This is a genomic window from Bordetella genomosp. 1 (assembly GCF_002261335.1).
Classification (GTDB): Bacteria; Pseudomonadota; Gammaproteobacteria; order Burkholderiales; family Burkholderiaceae_B; genus Bordetella.
The window spans coordinates 258,165-280,392 of sequence record NZ_NEVL01000004.1; the positions used below are offsets into that span (position 1 = coordinate 258,165).

Sequence of the window (22,228 nt, forward strand, 5' to 3'; positions counted from 1 at the left end):
GCGGCCGCCCTTCCAGAATCGACCGGTTTGCTCACGCATCCGTATTCCATTTCCTACAGGGGAAACTCACTCATGCAACGCCGCAATGTCATTCTGGGCCTGTCCCTGACCGCTGCCGTTCTCGCCTCGCCGTTTGCCGCCGGCGTCGCCCAAGCACAAGACAGCTATCCCAACAAACCCGTCCGCCTGATCGTGCCCTTCCCGCCCGGCGGCACCACCGACATCGTCGGCCGTCTGTTCGCCGACAAGCTCGGCAAGGAACTGGGCCAGACCGTGGTGGTGGAAAACCGCGGCGGCGCCGGCGGTTCGATCGGCAGCGCCTTCGTGGCCTCGAGCGCCCCGGACGGCTACGTGCTGGGCATCGCCACCGTCAGCACGCACGGCATCAACCCGGCCATCTATCACAACCTGCCGTTCGACGCCGAGAAGGATTTCACGCCGATCTCGAACCTGGCCGCCGTGCCCAACGTCATGACCGTCAACCCGAAGGTGCCGGCCAAGACCATGGCCGACTTCATCGCGCTGGCCAAGAAAGAGCCGGGCAAGCTGACCTACGCCTCGGCCGGCAACGGCTCGGTCTCGCACATGATGGGCGAGATGTTCAAGATGGCCTCGGGCACCGACCTGATGCACGTGCCCTACCGTGGCGTGGGCCCGGCCCTGAACGACACGCTGGCCGGCCAGGTCGACGTGCTGTACGACAACCTGCCCTCCTCGCTGCCGCACATCCAGAACGGCGCCCTGATCGCGCTGGCCGTCGCCGCGCCCCAGCGCGTCGCCGCCCTGCCGAACGTGCCGACCTTCGCCGAAGCCGGCCTGGCGCCGGTGAACGACTCGTCGTGGTTCGGCCTGGTGGCCCCGGCCAAGCTGCCGGCCCCGATCCTCGAAAAGCTGCACGCTGCCGTCGTCAAGGCCAGCGCCGAAGCCGACGTGAAGTCGCGCCTCGAGGGCCTGGGCGCCGCGCCCGTGGCGAATACGCCTGCCGAGTTCTCGCAGCAGATCGCTGCCGAGATCGCGAAGAACAAGCGCATCGCCAAAGAAGCCAATGTGAAGATCGACTGAGCGATCGGGCCCGCCGCCGTCGGGCGGCGGGCCTTCCCCCTTTTCCGTAGCACCCACCTCGTCATGCCTATCATCAAGCCTCTGTCCTATCGACTCGACTCGCCGCCCAACTATCCGGATACGCCCGTCTGCGCGCCCCTGGTGCTGGACTCGCCGCACAGCGGCACGACGTACCCGCCGGATTTTGCGCCCGCGGTCGGTTTCGGCGCGCTGCGCACCGCCGAGGACACGTGGGTGGATGACCTGTGGGGCGATGCCGTGGACCTGGGCGTGCCGCTGCTGGGCGCCAGCTTTCCGCGCGCCTACATCGACGCCAACCGCGGCGCCGACGAGATCGACCAGCTGCTGCTCGACGAAGCCTGGCCCGACGCCATCGCCGAGTCGCCCAAGGTGCGCCTGGGCAAGGGCCTGATCTGGCGCATGCTCGACGACGGCACGCCGCTGTACGACCGCAAGCTGAGCGTGGCCGAGATCCGCCATCGCATCGATGCCTGCTGGAAGCCGTATCACGCCCAGCTGGCCACCCTGATCGACCGGGCCCACGCCCGCTTCGGCAAGGTCTGGCACATCAACTGCCACTCGATGCCCAGCGTGGCCGGCGCCTATGCGACCGACAAGCCGGGCCTCGTGCACCCCGATTTCGTGCTGGGCGATCGCGATGGCGCCACCAGCGACCCGTCGTTCCGCGAATTCGTGGCGGCCTGGCTGCGCGAACGCGGCTACAACGTCACCGTGAACGATCCCTACAAGGGCGTGGAACTGGTGCGCGCGTTCGGCCGTCCGGCCGATGGCCGCAACAGCCTGCAGATCGAGATCAACCGCAAGCTCTACATGGACGAAGTGTCGCTGCGTCCCAGCGACAACTACGACCGTCTGAAAAATGATCTGCGCGAACTGACCATCGCGCTGATCGACTGGACGCGCGCGCAGACGGCCTGACGCCGGACGTTCTGTGTGCGTGCGGTGCGGCGGACCGCGCATCGCCCCTATCGCCCCTTGAGCCTGGCTCAAGGGGCGTTTTTTATGCGCGCCGCGCGCGGCGGCGCAGGCCCCGCGATATTGCACTGCCCACAAAGCCGGGGCCGCCGCACGCTCCCCCTCGTGTATAACTACGCACAGCCTTGCGAGGAGGAGCGTCGATGCAGATCGGGATACCAAAAGAAACCCGAGACGGGGAAACCCGTGTCGCAGCAACGCCGGAGACGGTCAAGAAGTACGTCGCCAGCGGTCACGCAGTAATCGTCGAGCGCGGCGCAGGCCTGGCCGCGCATTATCCGGACAGTGCCTATGAGGCGGCCGGCGCCACGCTCGCCGATGCCGCCACGGCATTCGGCCAGGCCCTGGTGCTGAAGGTACGCGCACCCGATGTCGCCGAGCTCGTGCACATGCGCGCCGGCGCGGTGCTGGCCGGCATGCTCGATCCGTTCGACGCCGCGCAGCTCGAGCGTCTCGCCGCCGCCGGCATCACCGGCTTCGCGCTCGAGGCCGCGCCGCGCATCACGCGGGCGCAGAGCCTCGACGTGCTGTCGTCGCAGGCCAACCTGGCCGGCTACAAGGCGGTGCTGCTGGCCGCCAACCACTATGGCCGCCTGTTCCCGATGATGATGACGGCCGCCGGCACGCTCAAGGCCGCGCGCGTCGTGGTGCTGGGCGCCGGCGTGGCGGGGCTGCAGGCCATCGCCACGGCGCGGCGCCTGGGCGCGGTGGTCGAAGCCTCCGACGTGCGGCCCGCCGCGCGCGAGCAGATCGAATCGCTCGGCGGCAAGTTCATCGACGTGCCCTTCGAGACCGACGAGGAACGCGAGATCGCCCAGGGCACGGGCGGCTATGCGCGCCCGATGCCCCCGGCCTGGATGGCGCGCCAGGCCCAGCGCGTGGCCGAGCGCTGCCGCGAGGCCGACATCGTGATCACCACCGCGCTGATCCCCGGCCGGCCCGCGCCCACGCTGGTCAGCGCGGAAACGGTCGCGGCCATGAAGCCGGGCTCGGTGATCGTCGACCTGGCGGTCGAGCGCGGCGGCAACTGCCCGCTGTCGGTCAAGGGCGAGATCGTGCAGGTCCATGGCGTGACGCTGATCGGCCTGACCAACCTGCCGGGCCTGCTCGCCACCGACGCCTCGGCGCTCTATGCGCGCAACCTGCTCGACTTCATCAAGCTCATCGTCGACGCCGAAGGCACGCTCGCCATCAGGCGCGACGACGAAATCGTAGCGGCCTGCCTGGTGGTCGAAGGCGGCCAGGTCTTGCGGAGGACCTGATCATGGAAGCCATCAACCCCACCCTCGTCAACCTGATCATCTTCGTGCTGGCGGTCTATGTCGGCTACCACGTGGTCTGGAACGTCACCCCCGCGCTGCACACGCCGCTGATGGCGGTCACCAACGCGATCTCGGCCATCATCATCGTGGGCGCCATGCTGGCGGCCGCGCTCACCGAAGGCGGGCTGGCGCGCGCGATGGGCGTGCTGGCCGTGGCGCTCGCGGCGGTCAACGTGTTCGGCGGCTTCCTCGTCACGCGGCGCATGCTCGAGATGTTCAAGAAGAAAGACCGCAAGCCGGCGCGGGAGGGTGCGAAATGATCTCGCTCAATCTCGTCACCCTGCTCTACCTGATCGCCTCGGTCTGCTTCATCCAGGCCTTGAAGGGACTGTCCCATCCCAACACCTCGCGGCTGGGCAATGCCTTCGGCATGGCCGGCATGACCATCGCGGTGCTGACCACCGGCGCGCTGATCCACAGCCTGGCCGGCGGCGGCGCGGCCACGATCGGCCTGGGCTGGGTGGTGCTGGGCCTGCTGATCGGCGGCAGCATCGGCACGCTGATGGCACGTCGCGTCGAAATGACCAAGATGCCCGAGCTGGTGGCCTTCATGCACAGCATGATCGGCCTGGCCGCCGTGGCCATCGCGGTGGCCGTGGTGGCCGAGCCGCACGCCTTCGGCATCGCCGTGCGCGGCGCGCCCATCCCCACCGGCAATCGCTTCGAGCTCTTCATCGGCACCTTCGTCGGCGCGATCACCTTCTCCGGCTCGGTCATCGCGTTCGGCAAGCTCTCCGGCAAATACAAGTTCCGGCTGTTCCAGGGCGCGCCCGTGGTCTACCCCGGCCAGCACCTGATCAACCTGGCGCTGGCGCTGGCCATGCTGGCGTGCGGCTTCTGGTTCATGGCCACCCAGGCCTGGCTGCCGTTCGTGCTGATGACCCTGATCGCCTTCGTGCTGGGGGTGCTCATCATCATCCCGATCGGCGGCGCCGACATGCCGGTGGTGGTGTCGATGCTCAACAGCTACTCGGGCTGGGCCGCCGCCGGGATCGGTTTCTCGCTCAACAATCCCATGCTCATCATCGCCGGCTCGCTGGTGGGCTCGTCGGGCGCCATCCTCTCCTACATCATGTGCAAGGCGATGAACCGCTCGTTCTTCAACGTGCTGCTGGGCGGGTTCGGCGCGACGCCGGGCACGGCGGCCGCGGCGGGCGAGGCGCAGCAGCGGCCGGTCAAGGCGGGCAGCCCCGAGGATGCCGCGTTCCTGCTGGCCAACGCCGAAAGCGTGATCATCGTGCCCGGCTACGGGCTGGCGGTGGCGCGCGCGCAGCACGCGCTCAAGGAACTGGCGGCCAAGCTGGGCGAAAAAGGCGTGACGGTGAAGTACGCCATCCATCCGGTGGCGGGCCGCATGCCGGGCCACATGAACGTGCTGCTGGCCGAGGCCGAGGTGCCCTACGACCAGGTGTTCGAGATGGACGAAATCAACGGCGAGTTCTCGCAGACCGACGTGGCGCTGATCCTGGGCGCCAACGACGTGGTCAACCCGGCGGCCAAGAACGACCCCAACTCGCCCATCGCCGGCATGCCCATTCTGGAGGCCTATCGCGCCCGCAACGTGATCGTGAACAAGCGTTCGATGGCGGCCGGCTATGCCGGCCTGGACAACGAACTCTTCTACATGGACGGCACGATGATGGTGTTCGGCGACGCCAAGAAGGTGCTCGAGGACATGGTCAAGGCCGTCGAATGAACCGGCCCGCGGCCGCGGGCCGGGCGCATCCGCCCGCCCCGGCCGCGCCGCCTCGGGCAGCGCGCTAGCCGGCGCCCTGGCAGGCGCCCTGCCCGGCGGCCTGGCCCGCGCCGAGCGGCGCACCCAGATGCGCGCGCAACTGTCCCGGCGACACGCCGTAGTGGCGCCGGAAGGCGGTGGCGAAATTGGCCGCGCTGCCATAGCCGGCCAGCCAGGCCGCCTGGGCCACGCTCACCCCGTCGCGCTCGAGCGCCACCCGCGCGCGCTGCAGGCGCGCCTCACGCAGGAACTCGAACACCGTGCAGCCCCAGGCCGCACGGAAATGGCGTTGCAGCGTGTTGATGCTGACGCAGGCGCGCTGCGCGATCTCGCCGAGCGACAGATGATCGGCCTCGCCGCTCTCCAGCAGGTCGCGCACCGTGCGCATGCGCAGCCAGTCGCGCTTGCCGAGCCCGGCCTGGGCCGGGTCGCCCTCGGTCTGCGCCTGGCCCAGCTGCACCGCCGCCTCCACCAGCAGGTCCAGCGCACGCGCACGCAGATACAGCCGGGTCGTCGCCGCGTCGAGCGCGGGCGGACGCAGCATCTGCTCGACATTGGCCAGCGCCTGGGCCGACGGTGCCCAGGTCTGCAGCGCCAGATGGTTGCGCGCGAAACCCAGCATCGCGCTGTCGTCGCCGAAATGATCGGCCAGCCAGGTGTGGCTGAACGCCAGGTCGACCGTGCGCTCCACGTCGCCGCGCCGTGACTGCCGCGTGAACATCGCCGGCTCGTTGAGCGCCATCATCCATGCCGTCACCGGCGCGCCGCGGCCCGGGCCGGTCGGCAGCGCGCGATAGCCGATGCCCAGGTTGGCGTAGCCGCCGATGGTGAAGCCGATGCGCAGCGCCGGCTTGAGCGTGGCCCGCACCGAACTGCCCTGCACGTCGCGCACGTCGATCCGGTGTGCCACCACGCCAGGCTCGAGCTGGCTCACCTCGAACACCCCCTCGAACACCGGGCGGTGGGCGCCCGGCGCGGTCAGGTAGTGGTCGGCGGCGGTCTGCAGGATCTGGCGATCCACGGCAGGGGCATCGACGGGCGCGGCATGCGCGCGCGCCCGGCCGGAATCGGCGGTCGGGAAAGACATCGGCATGAGAGAAAAGTGTCTGAGGCGTGCCCGCTTTGGGTGCACCGCAAAGGCGGTTGGTGAGCACACAAAGATACGGCCGTCCAATTACTGACAGAATCTTGAAAACAAATGTTATTAGAAATCATTCTTAATTGAATGGCAAATCGACGCGGCCGATGCGTGCATCGCGCCTGCGCGTGCGCCGCACACGGAGAGTCAGGTATGTCCCCCCGCAGGTATCCCCTACACTACGCCACCGCCGCCATCCTGATGGCCTGGACCGGTCTCGCCCATGCCCAGGCCACCCAGGTGCAGGATCCCTCGCAGGTCCAGGAAATGGCCACGGTGCAGGTGCTCGGCACGGCCGAGGAAGAAGTGAAGCAGTCCCTGGGGGTGTCGGTCATCACGGCCGAGGACATCCAGCGCCGCCCGCCGGCCAATGACCTGTCGGACATCATCCGGCGCGAGCCCGGCGTGAACCTCACGGGCAACAGCGCCAGCGGCGCGCGCGGCAATCACCGCCAGATCGACATCCGCGGCATGGGCCCGGAAAACACCCTGATCCTGATCGACGGCAAGCCGGTGAGCTCGCGCAATTCCGTGCGCTACGGCTGGAACGGCGACCGCGACACGCGCGGCGATACCAACTGGGTGCCGGCCGAGGAAGTGGAACGCATCGAGGTGATCCGCGGACCGGCCGCGGCGCGCTACGGTTCGGGCGCGATGGGCGGCGTGGTGAACATCATCACCAAGCGCCCCACCGACAAGCCCAGCGGCTCGATCACCTACTACCTGAACCAGCCCGAAGACAGCAAGGAAGGCAACACCAACCGGGTGAACGTGAGCCTGGCCAGCCCCCTGAGCGAATCGCTGTCGATGCGCGTGTACGGCAACTACAACAAGACCAACCCGGACGCCAAGGACATCAACGCCGGCCACGCCGCGCTCACCGATGGCGGTTTCGTCAGCACCTCCGGCCGCGAAGGCGTCATCAACCAGGACATGAACGCCCTCTTCTCGTGGAAGGCCAACGCGCAGAACACCTTCGACCTGGACCTCGGCTACAGCCGCCAGGGCAATCTGTACGCCGGCGACACGATGAACAACACCGCGGACAGCTTCACCGACAGCCTGTACGGTGAAGAGACCAACATCATGTACCGCGAGAACTATTCCCTGACGCACCGCGGCACCTACGACTGGGGCACGACGCGCGCCTCGCTGGGCTACGACTACACGCGCAATTCGCGCATCCAGGAAGGTCTGGCCGGCGGCCCCGAAGGCCGGCCGATCGACGATGGTTTCGCCACCGCGCGCCTGAAGAACTGGCGCGCCACGGCCGAGGCCAATGTGCCGTTCAAGCTCGGCTTCGAGCAGGTCGCCACCGTGGGCGTGGAATGGCTGCGCGAAACGCTCGACGATCCGAGCGGCCTGCGCCAGACCTACACCGGCGGCACCATCGGCGGCACCGCCGCCGACGGCCGCAACACCAAGGCCAAGCAGACCAGCTACGCGCTGTTCGTGGAAGACAACATCGAGATCAACCCGCGCCTGATGCTGACGCCGGGCGTGCGCCTCGATCACAACAGCGAATTCGGCAACAACTGGAGCCCGAGCCTGAACGCCTCGTATGCGGTGACCGAGGCCTTCAAGATCAAGGGCGGCATCGCACGCGCCTACAAGGCCCCGAACCTGTACCAGTCCAACCCGAACTACCTGCTCTACAGCCGCGGCAACGGCTGCCTGGCCTCGCAGACCAACACCAACGGCTGCTACCTGGTCGGCAACAATGACCTCACCCCCGAGACCAGCGTCAACAAGGAAATCGGCTTCGAGTACGACCCGGGCACGTGGCGCACCAGCGCGGCCTATTTCCGCAATGACTACCGCAACAAGATCGTGGCGGGCACCGACGTCGAATACCGCCTGGCCAATGGCGCACGCGTGCTGCAATGGACCAACTCCGGCCGCGCCGTGGTCGAGGGCTTCGAGGGCAACCTCTTCATTCCCCTGGCCCGCACGCTGGACTGGAACACCAACTTCACCTACATGATCCAGTCCAAGACCAAGAGCACGGGCGAGCCGCTGAGCGTGATCCCGAAGTACACGATCAACAGCACGCTCGACTGGTTCTACACGCCGCAGCTGTCGTTCCAGGCCAACGTGACCTACTACGGCAAGCAGGTGGGCCCGAGCACCAACGTGCGCACCGGCGTCACGCTGGTCGACGAAGGCCGCCAGGAGATCAGCCCGTACGCGCTGGTCGGCCTGAGCGCGGGCTACGAAGTCAACAAGAACCTGCGTTTCCGCGTCGGCGTGAGCAACCTGTTCGACAAGCGCCTCTATCGCGAGGGCAACGCCAGCAGCGCGGGCGCGGCCACCTACAACGAACCCGGCCGCGCCTACTACGCGACCGCCACGGTTTCGTTCTGAGGTTCGGCGCAGGCCGGATGACGAAGCGCCCCGACCGGGGCGCTTTTTTCCTTGCGTGGCTGCCGCGGCGGCGGCCTCAGCCCGGCCGGCCGGCCGCGAGGCGCTCGTCCACCACCTCGACCCAGTGCCGCACCGGCACCTCGGTGCCGCCCTGCAGATGGCCGATGCAGCCGATGTTCGACGACATGATGATCTGCGCGCCGGTGCGGCCGATCTCGGCCAGCTTGCGCTCGCGCAGGCTGCTCGAGATTTCCGGCTGCAGCACCGAATAGGCGCCGGCCGACCCGCAGCACAGGTGCGCCTGCGCAAAGGGCTCGAGCGTGAACCCCAGCTCGCCGAGCAGGCGCTCCGACAGGGGCCGCAGGCCCTGCCAGTGCTGCAGCGTGCACGGCGGATGGAACGCCGTGCGCGGGGCCGCCCCCAGCAGCGGCGCCAGCTGCACCGCGTGGGGCGCCACCAGCTCGGCGATGTCCTTGATGCGGTCGGTGATCTCGGCGGCGCGCGCGGCGTAGACCGGATCGTGGCGCAGATGATGGGCGTATTCCTTGACCATCGCGCCGCAGCCCGACGCGTTGATCACGATCGCCTCGACCTCGCCGCCCTGCAACAGCGGCCACCAGGCATCGACGTTGGCGCGCATCTGGGCCAGCGCATCGTGCTGCGCGTCGAGGTGGAAACTGAGCGCGCCGCAGCAGCCGGCGCCCGGCGCCATGCGCGCGCCGATGCCGATGGCATCCAGCACACGCACGGTGGCGCTGTCGATCGAGGGCATCATCGCGGGCTGCACGCAGCCGGTCAGCAGCAGCACCTGGCGCGCGTGCCGGGTGGGATCGGGTAAGGCGCCCGGATCGCGCCGCAGCGGCACCTTGCGCCGCAATGCGGGCGGCAGCAGGCCGCGCACCGATTGCCCGAGCCGCATGGCCGGCGCGAACAAGGGCGACACCAGCCCACGGCGCAGCAGCCAGCGCTTGAGCCGGTCCGGCCAGCGCCGCTTGACGCGTTCGTCGACGATGGCGCGCCCGATGTCGACCAGATGACCGTATTGCACGCCCGACGGGCAGGTCGTTTCGCAGTTGCGGCAGGTCAGGCAGCGGTCCAGATGCTGCTGCGTCGCCGCGGTGGGCTCGGCGCCTTCCAGCACCTGCTTGATGAGATAGATGCGGCCGCGCGGACTGTCGCGCTCGTCGCCCAGCACCTGATAGGTGGGACAGGTGGCCGTGCAGAAGCCGCAATGCACGCAGCGGCGCAGGATCGCGTCGGCCTCCATGCCAGCGTTGGTGTCGCGTGCCCACTGAACGAGATTGGTCTGCATGATGGGCTAGAGTTCCGGCACGAGCCGGCCAGGGTTGAACAGCCCGACCGGGTCGAGCTCCTGTTTGAGACGGCGCGTGATCGCGGCCACGGCCGGCGCGAGGGGGTGGAAGACGCCGTCGGCCGGCACGCCGCCGGCCGGCCGGAACAGCGTGGCGTGGCCGCCGGCCGCCTGCGCCGCGGCGCGCAGCGCCTGGGCGTCATGGCGGGCGCTGAGCCAGCGCTGTCCGCCGCCCCATTCGATCAGCGTGGGCCCCAGGCCCATGGCCGGCGTGGTCGGCGGCACCGCCAGGCGCCACAGCGGCACGCCGCCCTGGAAGAAAGCATGTGTTTGCTCGCGCAACGATTGCCACCAGGCCTGGGCGGCGGCGGGATCGAGCGCATCGCCCTCGACGCGGGCGCGCGCGGCGCGCAGCGCCGGCTCGCTGCCCGACAGCCGGACGGCGCAGCGACCCGGCTCGCCGGGCATCGGCGCCGGCACCCAGCAGGCGGCCGAGATCGGCAGCGGCTGGCTGCGCCAGCGCGCGAACGCGGCCAGCGCGTCCGCCTCGCTCATCTCGGCACACAGCGTGAGCTCGCCGGCGGGACGCGGCACCACCTTAAGCGAGACCTCCAGGATCGCGCCGAAGATGCCCATCGAACCGGCCAGCACGCGCGCGACGTCGTAGCCGGCCACGTTTTTCATGACCTCGCCGCCGAACGACAGCTGCCGGCCCTGCGCGTCGAGCAGGCGCGCGCCGAGCACGAAGTCGCGCAGCGCGCCCGCCGCCATGCGGCGCGGGCCCGACAGGCCGCTGGCGACGGCGCCGCCGATGGTGGCCGTGGGCTCGAACTGGGGCGGCTCGAACGCGAGCATCTGGCCGTGATCGGCCAGCTCCGCCTCGAGATCGGCCAGGCGCGTGCCGGCGCGCACCGTGACCACCAGCTCGGAGGGGTGATAGCTGATGATGCCGTGGTAGGCCGTCATGTCGAGCAGGCAATGCCCGTCCTGCGGCGTGACGGGCCGGTGATTGCCATAGAACGATTTGCTGCCGCCACCGCACACGAACAGCGGCTTGTGGCCGGCGCGTGCCGTCATGACCTGCTCGCACAACTCGGACAGGACGAATTCCATCGCGGACGCCCTCAGAACCGGGCCAAATCGGGGAATCTCAATTCACCGCCGTGGACGTGCATCTTGCCGTATTCGGCACAGCGCGCCAGCGTCGGGATCACCTTTTCGGGATTCAGCAGACACGGCGGGTCGAACGCCCGCTTGACCGCCAGGAACGCGTCGAGTTCTTCTCGCGAGAATTGCACGCACATTTGATTGATTTTCTCCATACCCACACCGTGCTCTCCGGTCACGGTGCCTCCCACCTGCACGCACAGCTCGAGGATCGCGGCGCCGAATTTCTCGGCGCGCTCGACCTCGTCCGGCTTGTTGGAATCGAACAGGATCAGCGGGTGCAGATTGCCGTCACCCGCGTGAAAGACGTTGGCGCAGCGCAGACCGAACTCGTCTTCCATCTGTTCGATGGCGCCGAGCACCCGCGCGAGATGGCGGCGCGGAATCGTGCCGTCCATGCAGTAGTAATCGGGCGAGACGCGGCCCGCGGCCGGAAACGCATTCTTGCGGCCGGCCCAGAAGCGCAGCCGCTCGGCCTCGCTGGCCGACACCTGGCAGCGCGTCGCCCCCGCGGCCTTGAAGATCGCCTCCATGTGGGCCACCTCGTGCGCGACCTCCTCGGCCGTGCCATCGGACTCGCACAGCAGGATGGCCTGCGCCTCGAGGTCGTAGCCGGCCTGCACGAAGGGCTCGACCATCAACGTGGCCCGGCGGTCCATCATCTCTAGGCCGGCCGGAATGATGCCGGCGGCGATGATGCGCGTGACCGCGTTGCCCGCCGCCTCGACGCTGGCGAAGCTCGCCATCACCACCTGGGCGCAGGCGGGCTTCGGAATCAGCTTGACCGTGACCTCGGTGACCACGCCCAGCATGCCCTCCGAGCCGATGAAGAGCGCGAGCAGATCGACGCCGGCGGCGTCGGGCGCCTCCGAGCCGAGCTCGACCACGTCGCCATCGATCGTGACCATGCGCACGCGCAGCACGTTGTGCACCGTGAGCCCGTATTTGAGGCAGTGCACGCCGCCCGAGTTTTCGGCGACGTTGCCGCCGATCGAACAGGCGATCTGGCTCGACGGATCGGGCGCGTAATAGAGCCCGTGGGGCGCGGCCGCCTCGGAGATCGCGAGGTTGCGCACGCCCGGCTCGACCACGGCGGTGCACGACGCGACGTCGATGTGCTTGATGCGATTGAACTTCGACAGGCCCAGCAGCACGCCCTGCGCGTGCGGCATGGCACCACCCGACAGGCCGGTGCCGGCGCCACGCGCCACCACGGGCACGTTGAGCCGCTTGCAGACCTTCATCACGGCCTGCACCTGCTCCTCGGTTTCGGGCAGCACGACGGCCGCCGGCAAGGCGCGGTAGAGCGACAGGCCGTCGCATTCGTAGGGGCGCGTGTCTTCTTCGCGATGCAGGATGCAATGCGCGGGCAACACCTGCCGCAGGGCGCGCACCAGCGACGGTGCGGAAAACGGCGCCTGCGCGTGGCTCAGGCCAGTTTCGACCAAAGAGTTCATGCCGGAACGATAACAATCCGCCCTGCTTCGCACACGCCGGGATTTACCCGCAGGCAGGCCCTTGCGCCATCAAGACACAGGCCGCCGGGCGGGAAGCCGGGCGGCCTGGGCGGCTCAGGACGGCGCGCTGGCGCGGCAGCGGATGCCGCGCCAGCGGGCGATCACCAGTTGATGATCTTGCCCGGATTGAGGATGTTGTTCGGATCGAACGCGTGCTTGAGGCTGCGCATCAGGGCCAGCGCATCCTCGCCGTGCTCTTCGACCATGAACTGCATCTTGTGCAGGCCCACGCCGTGTTCGCCGGTGCAGGTGCCGTCGGCGGCGATCGCGCGGCGCACGAGGTTGTGGTTGATGGTCTCGGACTCCTTCCATTCCTGCTCGCTGTCGGCGTCGAGCAGCATCAGCACGTGGAAGTTGCCGTCGCCCACGTGGCCGACGATGGTGTACGGAAAGCTGGCGGCGTCGAGCTCGTCGACGGTTTCGCGCACGCACTCGGCCAGGCGCGAGATCGGCACGCAGACGTCGGTGGTGCTGGCGCGGCAGCCCGGGCGCAGCTGCAGGCCGGCGAAATAGGCGTTGTGGCGCGCGGTCCAGAGACGGTTGCGGTCTTCGGGGCGCTCGGCCCATTCGAAGTCCATGCCGCCATGCTCGGCCGTGATGGCCTGCACGGTTTCGGCCTGCTCCTGCACGCCGGCCGGGCTGCCGTGGAATTCGAACACCAGCATCGGCGATTCGGTCAGCGTGAGCTTGCTGTATTGGTTGACCGCCTTGACCGCGGCCGCGTCCATGAACTCGACGCGCGCCACCGGCACGCCCATCTGGATGATCTCGATCACGCTCTGGACGGCATCGTCGAGCGTGGGGAAGTTGCAGATCGCGGCCGACACGGCCTCGGGCTGCGGATAGAGGCGCACCGTGACTTCGGTGATGATGCCGAGCGTGCCCTCGCTGCCCACGAACACGCGGGTCAGGTCGTAGCCGGCCGACGACTTGCGGGCGCGGCCCGCCGTGCGGACCACGCGGCCGTCGGCGGTGACCACGGTCAGCGACATGACGTTCTCGCGCATCGTGCCGTAGCGCACGGCGTTGGTGCCGGAGGCGCGCGTGGCGGCCATGCCGCCCAGGCTCGCGTCGGCGCCCGGATCGATCGGGAAGAACAGGCCGGTGGAGCGGATCTCTTCGTTGAGCTGCTTGCGCAGCACGCCGGCCTGCACCGTGGCGGTGAGGTCTTCGGCATTCACCGAGAGCACCTGGTTCATCTGCGACAGGTCGAGGCTCACGCCGCCCTGCACGGCCAGCACGTGGCCCTCGAGCGAGGAACCGGCGCCGTAGGGGATCAGCGGCACGTGGTGCTCGTTGCAGACGCGCGCCACGAACGCGACTTCTTCGGTGGAATGCGCGAACACGACCGCATCGGGCAGCATCGGCGGATACGGCGATTCGTCGCGGCCATGGTGCTCGCGCACCCCTTGCGAGACCGACAGGCGGTCGCCGAACTTGTCTTTGAGGGCGTCGAGACAGGAAGCCGGCACCGGACGGCGCAGGGTTTCGGGATGCAAGGGAGCGTTCATGGCGGGTGGAAAAAGTGGATGGGAATCTCGCGATTCTACGCCTGCGGCGGGCCCCGCCGCCGCCGGCGGCTTGCGCTACGCCCCAGGGACAACCCTAGGTCGGGGCGCAAACGGCCGGGTGCGGTCGCGGGGTGCGGCGGCTTACTTGCCGGCGGTCAGCGTGACGCGGCGGCGTTCGCGCACGGCCTGGGCCAGACGTTCCAGCACCTGCGCGGAGCTGTCCCAGTCGATGCAGCCGTCGGTGATGCTCTGGCCGTAGGTGAGCGGCTGGCCCGGGATCAGATCCTGGCGGCCGGCGAGCAGGTGGCTTTCGATCATGATGCCGACGATGCGGCCCTCGCCACGCTCGAGCTGGCGCGCGACGTCGTCGGCCACGAGCGGCTGGTTCTCAGGCTTCTTGCTGCTGTTGGCGTGGCTCGCGTCGATCATCAGGCGCTGCGCCAGGCCCGACTTGGCGAGGTCCTGGCAGGCGGCCTCGACGCTGGCCGCATCGTAGTTGGGCGTCTTGCCGCCGCGCAGGATGACGTGGCAGTCCTCGTTGCCGGCGGTCGAGACGATGGCCGAGTGGCCGCCCTTGGTGACCGACAGGAAATGGTGCGGCTGCGAGGCGGCCTTGATGGCGTCGACCGCGATCTTGATGTTGCCGTCGGTGCCGTTCTTGAAGCCCACCGGACACGACAGGCCTGAGGCCAGTTCACGATGCACCTGGCTTTCGGTGGTGCGCGCACCGATGGCGCCCCACGACACCAGGTCCGCGATGTACTGCGGCGTGATCATGTCCAGATATTCGCACCCCGCCGGCACGCCCTTGTTGTTGATCTCCAGCAGCAACTCGCGCGCCACCCGCACGCCCTTGTTGATGTCGAAGCTGCCGTCCAGGTCGGGATCGTTGATCAGCCCCTTCCAGCCCACCGTGGTGCGCGGCTTCTCGAAGTAGACGCGCATCACGATCTCCAGCTCGCCCTTGAGCTTGTCGCGCAGCGGCTTGAGCCGATCCGCGTATTCGAGCGCGGCGCGGGTGTCGTGGATGGAGCACGGGCCGATCACGACGATCAGGCGGTCATCCATGCCATGCAGGATCCGGTGCAGCCCCTGGCGCGCGGCGAACACCGTCTCGGAGGCGGCGCGGGTGCAGGAGAATTCGCGCATCACATGCGCGGGCGGATTCAGCTCTTTGATTTCACGGATACGAAGATCGTCAGTGTTGTGCGACACGGTAAGGCTCCTGGGTGGTGAACCCGCCACGCTGACGGCAACAAAAAAGCCGCCAGATCGCTGGCGGCTTTTTCGGGGGATTCTCTACATACTTCAGATTGAGCGCGTCCCTTCCTCCGCCAGCGGCTTCAGAAAACCATAAAAATAAAAGTAAAAGGCGGGGGACGCGAATTTCATAGCGTTGGACTCTAGCACAAAAAAAACCGCGCGTCACGCCGCGCGGTTTCGGGGTCGGGCCGGCCTGGCGCCGGCCGCTCCGGCCCGGAGGGAGCCGGATCGCGGCGGCTTACTCGGTGCCGCCGACGGTCAGGCCTTCCATGCGCACCGTGGGCATGCCCACGCCGACCGGCACGCTCTGCCCTTCCTTGCCGCAGGTGCCCACGCCCGAATCCAGCGCGAGATCGTTGCCGATCATGCTGACCTGGTTCATGGCCTCGAGGCCGCTGCCGATCAGGGTGGCGCCCTTGACCGGGTAGGTGACCTTGCCGTTTTCGATCATGTAGGCCTCGGAGGCCGAGAACACGAACTTGCCGCTGGTGATGTCGACCTGGCCGCCGCCGAAGTTCACGGCGTACAGGCCTCGCTTGACCGAGCTGATGATCTCCTGCGGATCCTTGTCGCCGGCCAGCATGTAGGTGTTGGTCATGCGCGGCATGGGCAGGTGCGCAAACGATTCGCGCCGGCCGTTGCCGGTGGCCTGGGTCTTCATCAGGCGCGCGTTGAGCGTGTCCTGCATGTAGCCGCGCAGGATGCCGTCTTCGATCAGGACGTTGCGCTGGGTGGCGTTGCCCTCGTCGTCGATGTTGAGCGAGCCGCGGCGGCCTTCGATGGTGCCGTCGTCGACCACGGTGACGCCGCGCGAGGCGACGCGCTCGCCGACCCGGCCGGAGAACACGCTCGAGCCCTTGCGGTTGAAGTCGCCCTCGAGGCCGTGGCCCACCGCCTCGTGCAGCAGGATGCCGGGCCAGCCCGAGCCGAGCACGACCGTCATTTCACCGGCGGGCGCGGGACGCGCCTCGAGGTTGACCATGGCCTCGTGCACGGCGCGCTCGACGTAGCCGCGCAGGATCTCGTCACTGAAATAGGACAGACCGGTGCGGCCGCCGCCGCCGGCATGCCCCATCTCGCGCCGGCCGTTGCGTTCGGCGATCACGGTGAGCGACAGGCGCACCAGCGGGCGCACGTCGGCGGCCAGGCGGCCGTCGCTGCCGGCCACCAGCACCACGTCGTATTCGGCGCCCAGGCCGGCCATGACCTGGATCACGTGCGGATCGTGGGCGCGTGCCATGCGCTCGATGCGTTCGAGCAGCGCGACCTTGTCGGGCGCCGACAGGGTGGTCAGCGGATCGACGTCGTCGTACAAGCGGCGGGCGTCGTCGACCGGCACGTGGGCGGCCACCTTGACCTTGCCGGCGCCGCGGCGCGCGATCCCGCGCACCGTGTGGGCGGCCGACAGCAGGGCCTGCTGCGACAGCGAGTCGGAGTAGGCAAAGGCGGTTTTCTCGCCGCTCACGGCGCGCACGCCCACGCCCTGGCCAATCGAGAAGCTGCCGGTCTTGACGATGCCCTCTTCCAGGCTCCAGCCCTCGCTGCGGGTGTACTGGAAATACAGATCGGCGTAATCGACCTTGTGCGTGAAGATTTCGCCCAGCGCCCGCGCCAGGTCGGCCTCCGTCAGCCCCCAGGGGTCGAGCAGCAGGGATTTGGCGGTGGCGAGGGATTGGATGGCGGGTTCGATCAGTTTCATTGGATAGTTTCAGCCATTAAATGACTCGATGGCGCAGCGCGGGCAGACTGGCCCGCACTTGTGCGATGCGTTCAGGCTCTATGGTACCGCCGATGACGCCCGGTTCCTGCGGCAGCACGTCGATGACGTCGCCCCACGGGTCGATCAGCATGGAATGGCCCCAGGTGTGGCGCCCGTTGGGATGTTTTCCACCCTGGGCCGGCGCGAGCACGTAGCACTGGTTTTCGACGGCGCGGGCGCGCAGCAACAGCTCCCAATGCGCCTGGCCGGTGGTGTAGGTAAATGCCGCGGGCACCAGAATCAGGTTTACCGGACCCATCGCCCGATACAGTTCGGGAAAACGCAGGTCATAACAAACCGATAATCCCACCTTGCCGCAAGGCGCGTCGAAGGTCTGCACCGCCTCGCCCGGGCGGATCGCGCGCGACTCATCGTACGACTCGGCGCCGCGCTGGAAATTGAAAAGGTGGATTTTGTCGTAGCGCGCCACCTGCGCGCCATCGGGGCCGTAAACAAAGCTGGTGTTGAAAACCCGCCCGGGTTCCGGGCTGGCCAGCGGCAGGGTGCCGCCCACCAGCCAGACCCCGTGCTGGCGCGCCGTCCGGGCCAGGAATTCCTGGATCGGGCCAGCGCCGTCGGGCTCTTTGATCGCAAGTTTGTCGGTATCTGCGCGACCCATAAAACAGAAATATTCGGGCAGAGCGATCAATTTGGCACCCGAAGCAGCCGCTGTTTGGATCAACTCGGCGGCCTGTTTCAGGTTCTCATCAAGATCGGGCGCGCTGACCATCTGAATGGCGGCAACCCGCATTGCGCTTGGTCCGGAAGGCGATTGACTGTCGGTCATTTGCTACAAAGTCCTTCACAAAAATCCAGAGACTGCCCGGAATATTTTCGGTATTATTGAAATACAACTAAAGCATATGAAAGCAAGCCGGCGAATTTGAATCACAAAACCAGGAAACAAACCATGCCCCGTGAGACTTACGCAGCGCAGCAAGCCAAGATCGAAAAAGAAATCAACAAACTCCAGAAGCGCTCCGAGGCTCTTCAGACCCGCCGTCGCAAGCCGGTGATCGCATCGATCGTCAAGTCGATGCGTGAATACAATATCACTCCCGAGGAAATCGTTGCCGCCCTCGGGTCCGCCAAGGCCCCCCGCGCCGCCGCCGCGCCGCGTGGCAAGGCTGCCGGTGCCACCGCCAAGCGCGCCGTGGCGCCCAAGTACCGTCACCCCAAGACCGGCGAAACCTGGAGCGGCCGTGGCAAGGCGCCGCGCTGGCTGGTTGCCGAAGAAAGCAGTGGCGCCTCGCGCGACAGCTTTCTGATTAAATGAAGTCCAGCGGGCCTCGCGGCCTTCCGGCAAAAAGCGCGTCTTCGTGACGCGCTTTTTTTGTGCCGTACTCGGTAATATTTCAACGAATTACTGCACCGAAACACGGGACGGGATTATTTCCGCAGCCCGATTTCCGAAAAACGGAACGCGGATCTCGCACTTCGGATTATTTCCAAAAGCTGTATTTCAAATACCTGACACACCTCGATCAGGCATTTGTCAGAAAACCGCATGAAATGGGGGCCGATTCAAATCGGCCCTTTTTGCTCAGCGATCGAGCGGAAACGCCACCTGGCGCTCGGAGCCGTTGTTGCCCGGGAAGTTGTCGAAGATGGCGCGCACCAGGTAGGGCATGGTGCGGACCAGGTCGTCGCGCTCGGTATTGATATAGGCGCTCGACCGGTAAACCTCCGCGCCATTGCGGCTGTTGTCGAGGATGCGCAGGCTCAGGTGATTGCGGTAGGCCACCATCGGCACGTCGACCCACTCGGGGCCCCAGAAGCCGAATCCGGCGCCGCCCCAGCGCGGGCCGTAATATCCCCCGCCATAACCGCCGTAGAAATACGGATCGTAGGCACGCCGCACCATCACCTGGGTCTGCGCGACGCCATATTCGAAGGTGACGGTAAATCGGGCGGGCCCCTTGGCCTGCGCCTCGACCAGGCCGGTGGCGCCGACGCCGGCACGCACCATGTCCCGGTACGACTGATATTCGAGGTTATTGGCCTGGACCGGATCGACTTCGGCAAACCGGTAGGTCTGGCCGCTGGCATCGCCGGGCCATTGCTGGAACGACGTGACGCGCGCCGCCACCGTGGGCGTGGCGCAGCCGCTCAGGACGGCTGCCCCCGCGAGGGCGACCGACAGGCCGACCCAGCGGCAGATCCGGGCAACGGTGTACTTCTTGAACATATCAGCCTTCCTTGGCCTGGGGCCGGGGTTACGCAACTGCGCCTTGCTCAGGCCGCGCACGTCGTCTCGATTGGACCGACGCCGCACGTAAAAGTTTAACTCTTGCAATAACGTGTCCGATAGAGGAGACACGGGGTGCATCTACAATAAGGTTTTGTCCTTCCAGCATCAGGGATCCCATGCGCACCGACACGCCCGTCACCATCTACCGCAAGGACTACGTTCCGTATCCCTACGCCATCGATGAGGTTGCGCTGAGCTTCGATCTCGCGCCCGAATCGACCGAAGTGCGCTGCGTGATGCAGCTGCGCCGCCGCGACGACGCGCCGGCCGATGCGGCGCTCGAGCTGGACGGCGAGGCCCTCGAACTGATCTCGGTGGCGGTGGACGGCGCGCCCTGGCCGGCCGACCGCTGGCAGGTGGACGAACGGCGCCTGGTGCTGCGCGGCCTGCCCGCCGCCGCCACGGTCGAGACCGTGAGCCGCTGCAATCCCAGCGCCAACTCCACGCTGATGGGCCTGTATGTGTCGGGCGGCAATTTCTTCACGCAGTGCGAGGCCGAGGGCTTTCGCCGCATCACCTGGTTCGCCGACCGGCCCGACGTGATGTCGCGCTACCGCGTCACCCTGCGCGCCAGCACCGACTACCCGCTGCTGCTCTCCAACGGCAACCTGATCGCCACCCGCACGCTGCCCGACGGCCGGCACGAGGCCGAGTGGGAAGACCCGTTCCCCAAACCCTGCTATCTGTTCGCGCTGGTCGCCGGCCGGCTCACGCACCGCGAAACCCGCGTGCAGACCGCCTCGGGCCGCGAGGTGCTGCTGCAGGTCTATAGCGACCCCGGCTCCGAGTCGCGCACCGAATGGGCGCTCGAGTCGCTCGAGCGGGCGCTGCGCTGGGACGAATCGCGCTTCAACCTGGAGCTCGATCTGGACCGCTTCATGGTGGTCGCCGTGCGCGACTTCAACATGGGCGCCATGGAGAACAAGGGCCTCAACATTTTCAACGCGGCCTATGTGCTGGCCGATCCCGACACCGCCACCGATGCCAACTACGAAGGCATCGAATCGGTGGTGGGCCACGAATACTTCCACAACTGGACCGGCAACCGCGTGACCTGCCGCGACTGGTTCCAGCTCAGCCTGAAGGAAGGGCTGACGGTGTTCCGCGACCAGGAGTTCAGCGCCGACATGATGGCGCGCGAGCTCGAGCCCGCCGCCGCGGCCAGCGCGCGCGCGGTCAAGCGCATCGACGACGTGGTGACGCTGCGCGCCGCGCAGTTCCCCGAAGACGCGGGCCCGATGGCCCACCCCATCCGGCCCGACAGCTACCAGGAAATCGGCAACTTCTACACCGCCACGGTGTACGAGAAGGGCTCCGAAGTGATCCGCATGCAGCACACGCTGCTGGGCGAGACCGGCTTCCAGGCCGGCATCGCCGAATACTTCCGTCGCCACGATGGCCAGGCCGTGACCTGCGACGACTTCGTCGACGCAATGGACTCGGTCTACCGCCAGCAGCATCCCGGCCGCGACCTCGGCGTGTTCCGCCATTGGTACTCGCAGGCCGGCACGCCGCGCGTGGCGGTCCAGGTCGAGCATGACGCCGCGGCCCGGCGCGTGACGGTCACGCTCACGCAGCGCTGCGCACCGGTGGGCGTGGAGAAGCGCGCCGGCGCCGGCTTCGTGAAAAAGCCCTTCCACATTCCATTCGCGCTGGGCCTGCTCGGCCGCGACGGCCGTGCCCTGCCCCTGCAGACCGCCGACGGCACGCAGAACACCGCGCTGCTCGAGCTCACCACCGAGTCGCAGCAATGGACCTTCGACGGCATCGACGAGGCGCCCGTGCCCTCGCTGCTGCGAGGTTTCTCCGCGCCCGTGATCGTCGAGTACGACTGGAGCGACGCCGAGCTGGCGCTGCTGTCGGCGCACGACAGCGATCCGTTCGCGCGCTGGGAAGCCGGCCAGGAGCTCGCCACGCGCCAGATCCTGGCGCTGGCCGAAGCGCACCGCGAAGGCGCGCCGCTGGCGGTCGACGAGGCCTTCATCGACGCCTGGCGCGCCCTGCTCACCGATCCGGCGCTCGACGCCGCCTATCGCGCCCGCGCGCTGTCGCTGCCGTCGGAAAAGACGCTGGCCGAGCGCATGGACGCCATGGACCCGCCGGCGCTGGCCGTGGCGCGCGACTTCCTGCGCGCCGAACTGGGCCGCCGACTGGCCGAGCAATGGCGTGCCGCGTTCGAGGCCAACCAGACCCCGGGCGCCTACAGCCCCGCACCCGGCCCGGCCGGCCAGCGCGCGCTCAAGAACCTCGCGCTCAGCCACCTGATGGCGGGCGGGCTCGACGGCGCCCAGGCGCTCGCCCAGGCGCAGTACGAGCGCGCCGGCAACATGACGGACAGCCTGGCGGCGTTGTCGGCGCTGGTGAACTATGGCGACGACGAGGCGGCCGCGGGCGCCCTGGCCCATTTCTACCAGCGCTGGGACGGCGACGCCCTGGTGATCGACAAGTGGTTCGCGCTGCAGGCGACCGCGCGCGGCACCGGCGTGGCCGAGATCCGCAAGCTGATGCAGCATCCGGCCTTCACGCTGCGCAACCCCAACCGCGCCCGCGCGCTGGTGTTCCAGTTCTGCCTGAACAACGCGCGCGGCATGCATGCCACCGACGCCAGCGGCTACGGCTTCTGGGCCGACCAGGTGCTGGCCCTGGACGCGCTGAATCCCGAGATCGCCGCCCGCCTGGCGCGCGCGCTCGACAACTGGTCACGCTTCATCCCTGCCCTGCGCACCCCGATGCAGGCCGCGCTCGAGCGCGTCCGCAAGCATCCGGACCTGTCGCGCAACGTGCAGGAGATCGTATCGAAAGCATTGGAATTTGCCGCATAGGAGGCTCAT

The 22,228-nt window shown here is 67.9% G+C and carries 17 protein-coding genes; 8 read left to right on the plus strand and 9 right to left on the minus strand.

Annotation, left to right across the window (positions count from 1 at the left end):
• The first annotated feature begins 72 nt into the window (after positions 1–72).
• The 5 genes from CEG14_RS18150 to CEG14_RS18170 all read left to right on the plus strand — a co-directional run bounded on the left by CEG14_RS18150 (position 73) and on the right by CEG14_RS18170 (position 5,076).
• Positions 73–1,062, plus strand: coding sequence for a Bug family tripartite tricarboxylate transporter substrate binding protein (locus CEG14_RS18150; protein ID WP_094827809.1), 990 nt, complete (start codon positions 73–75; stop codon positions 1,060–1,062).
• A gap of 63 nt (positions 1,063–1,125) precedes the next feature.
• Positions 1,126–2,001, plus strand: a complete 876-nt coding sequence (locus CEG14_RS18155; protein ID WP_094827810.1) for an N-formylglutamate amidohydrolase — start codon at positions 1,126–1,128, stop codon at positions 1,999–2,001.
• A 200-nt stretch (positions 2,002–2,201) separates the two neighbouring features.
• Positions 2,202–3,320: a Re/Si-specific NAD(P)(+) transhydrogenase subunit alpha gene (locus CEG14_RS18160; RefSeq protein WP_094827811.1), complete on the plus strand. Its 1,119-nt coding sequence runs from the start codon at positions 2,202–2,204 to the stop codon at positions 3,318–3,320.
• A gap of 2 nt (positions 3,321–3,322) precedes the next feature.
• Positions 3,323–3,640 (plus strand): NAD(P) transhydrogenase subunit alpha, encoded by a 318-nt coding sequence (locus CEG14_RS18165; RefSeq protein WP_094827812.1) that lies wholly within the window; start codon positions 3,323–3,325, stop codon positions 3,638–3,640.
• Positions 3,637–5,076, plus strand: a complete 1,440-nt coding sequence (locus tag CEG14_RS18170; RefSeq protein ID WP_094827813.1) for an NAD(P)(+) transhydrogenase (Re/Si-specific) subunit beta — start codon at positions 3,637–3,639, stop codon at positions 5,074–5,076. Before CEG14_RS18165 ends, CEG14_RS18170 begins: the two co-directional genes overlap by 4 nt.
• Before the next feature lie 64 nt (positions 5,077–5,140).
• Here CEG14_RS18170 and CEG14_RS18175 read toward each other — a convergent pair whose 3' ends face one another.
• Positions 5,141–6,208 carry a helix-turn-helix transcriptional regulator gene (locus CEG14_RS18175; RefSeq protein WP_255032159.1) on the minus strand — a complete coding sequence of 356 codons (1,068 nt, stop codon included), beginning with the start codon at positions 6,206–6,208 and terminating at the stop codon, positions 5,141–5,143.
• A 198-nt stretch (positions 6,209–6,406) separates the two neighbouring features.
• Between CEG14_RS18175 and CEG14_RS18180 the strand changes: the two genes are divergently transcribed.
• Positions 6,407–8,617: a TonB-dependent siderophore receptor gene (locus CEG14_RS18180; protein WP_094827814.1), complete on the plus strand. Its 2,211-nt coding sequence runs from the start codon at positions 6,407–6,409 to the stop codon at positions 8,615–8,617.
• A gap of 76 nt (positions 8,618–8,693) precedes the next feature.
• On the opposite strand, the gene glcF is transcribed toward CEG14_RS18180, so the two are convergent.
• From glcF to CEG14_RS18215, 7 genes are all read right to left on the minus strand, one after another.
• Positions 8,694–9,929, minus strand: coding sequence for a glycolate oxidase subunit GlcF (glcF, locus tag CEG14_RS18185; protein WP_094827815.1), 1,236 nt, complete (start codon positions 9,927–9,929; stop codon positions 8,694–8,696).
• Positions 9,930–9,935: 6 nt separating this feature from the next.
• Complete coding sequence (gene glcE / locus CEG14_RS18190) at positions 9,936–11,042, minus strand: glycolate oxidase subunit GlcE (RefSeq protein WP_094827816.1); 1,107 nt, start codon at positions 11,040–11,042, stop codon at positions 9,936–9,938.
• An 11-nt stretch (positions 11,043–11,053) separates the two neighbouring features.
• The gene (locus CEG14_RS18195) at positions 11,054–12,553 is read right to left on the minus strand and encodes an FAD-linked oxidase C-terminal domain-containing protein (protein ID WP_094827817.1); all 1,500 of its coding nucleotides are present in this window, start codon (positions 12,551–12,553) and stop codon (positions 11,054–11,056) included.
• A 161-nt stretch (positions 12,554–12,714) separates the two neighbouring features.
• Entirely contained in the window at positions 12,715–14,124 is a 1,410-nt protein-coding gene (locus CEG14_RS18200) for an FAD-binding oxidoreductase (RefSeq protein ID WP_094827818.1), read from the minus strand.
• 141 nt (positions 14,125–14,265) lie between these two features.
• Positions 14,266–15,339 carry a 3-deoxy-7-phosphoheptulonate synthase AroG gene (aroG, locus tag CEG14_RS18205; RefSeq protein WP_094827819.1) on the minus strand — a complete coding sequence of 358 codons (1,074 nt, stop codon included), beginning with the start codon at positions 15,337–15,339 and terminating at the stop codon, positions 14,266–14,268.
• Between the two features lie 286 nt (positions 15,340–15,625).
• The gene (tldD, locus tag CEG14_RS18210) at positions 15,626–17,086 is read right to left on the minus strand and encodes a metalloprotease TldD (RefSeq protein WP_094827820.1); all 1,461 of its coding nucleotides are present in this window, start codon (positions 17,084–17,086) and stop codon (positions 15,626–15,628) included.
• A 16-nt stretch (positions 17,087–17,102) separates the two neighbouring features.
• On the minus strand, positions 17,103–17,933 hold the full coding sequence (locus tag CEG14_RS18215; RefSeq protein ID WP_094827821.1) for a carbon-nitrogen hydrolase family protein: 831 nt from the start codon (positions 17,931–17,933) through the stop codon (positions 17,103–17,105).
• Positions 17,934–18,056: 123 nt separating this feature from the next.
• On the opposite strand from CEG14_RS18215, the gene CEG14_RS18220 reads away from it, so the two are divergent.
• Complete coding sequence (locus CEG14_RS18220) at positions 18,057–18,422, plus strand: H-NS histone family protein (RefSeq protein ID WP_094827822.1); 366 nt, start codon at positions 18,057–18,059, stop codon at positions 18,420–18,422.
• Positions 18,423–18,689: 267 nt separating this feature from the next.
• On the opposite strand, the gene CEG14_RS18225 is transcribed toward CEG14_RS18220, so the two are convergent.
• A complete protein-coding gene (locus tag CEG14_RS18225) occupies positions 18,690–19,334 on the minus strand; it encodes a DUF4136 domain-containing protein (protein ID WP_094827823.1) in 645 nt (214 codons plus the stop codon).
• Positions 19,335–19,513: 179 nt separating this feature from the next.
• On the opposite strand from CEG14_RS18225, the gene pepN reads away from it, so the two are divergent.
• Complete coding sequence (gene pepN / locus CEG14_RS18230) at positions 19,514–22,219, plus strand: aminopeptidase N (protein ID WP_094827824.1); 2,706 nt, start codon at positions 19,514–19,516, stop codon at positions 22,217–22,219.
• Positions 22,220–22,228: the final 9 nt, after the last annotated feature.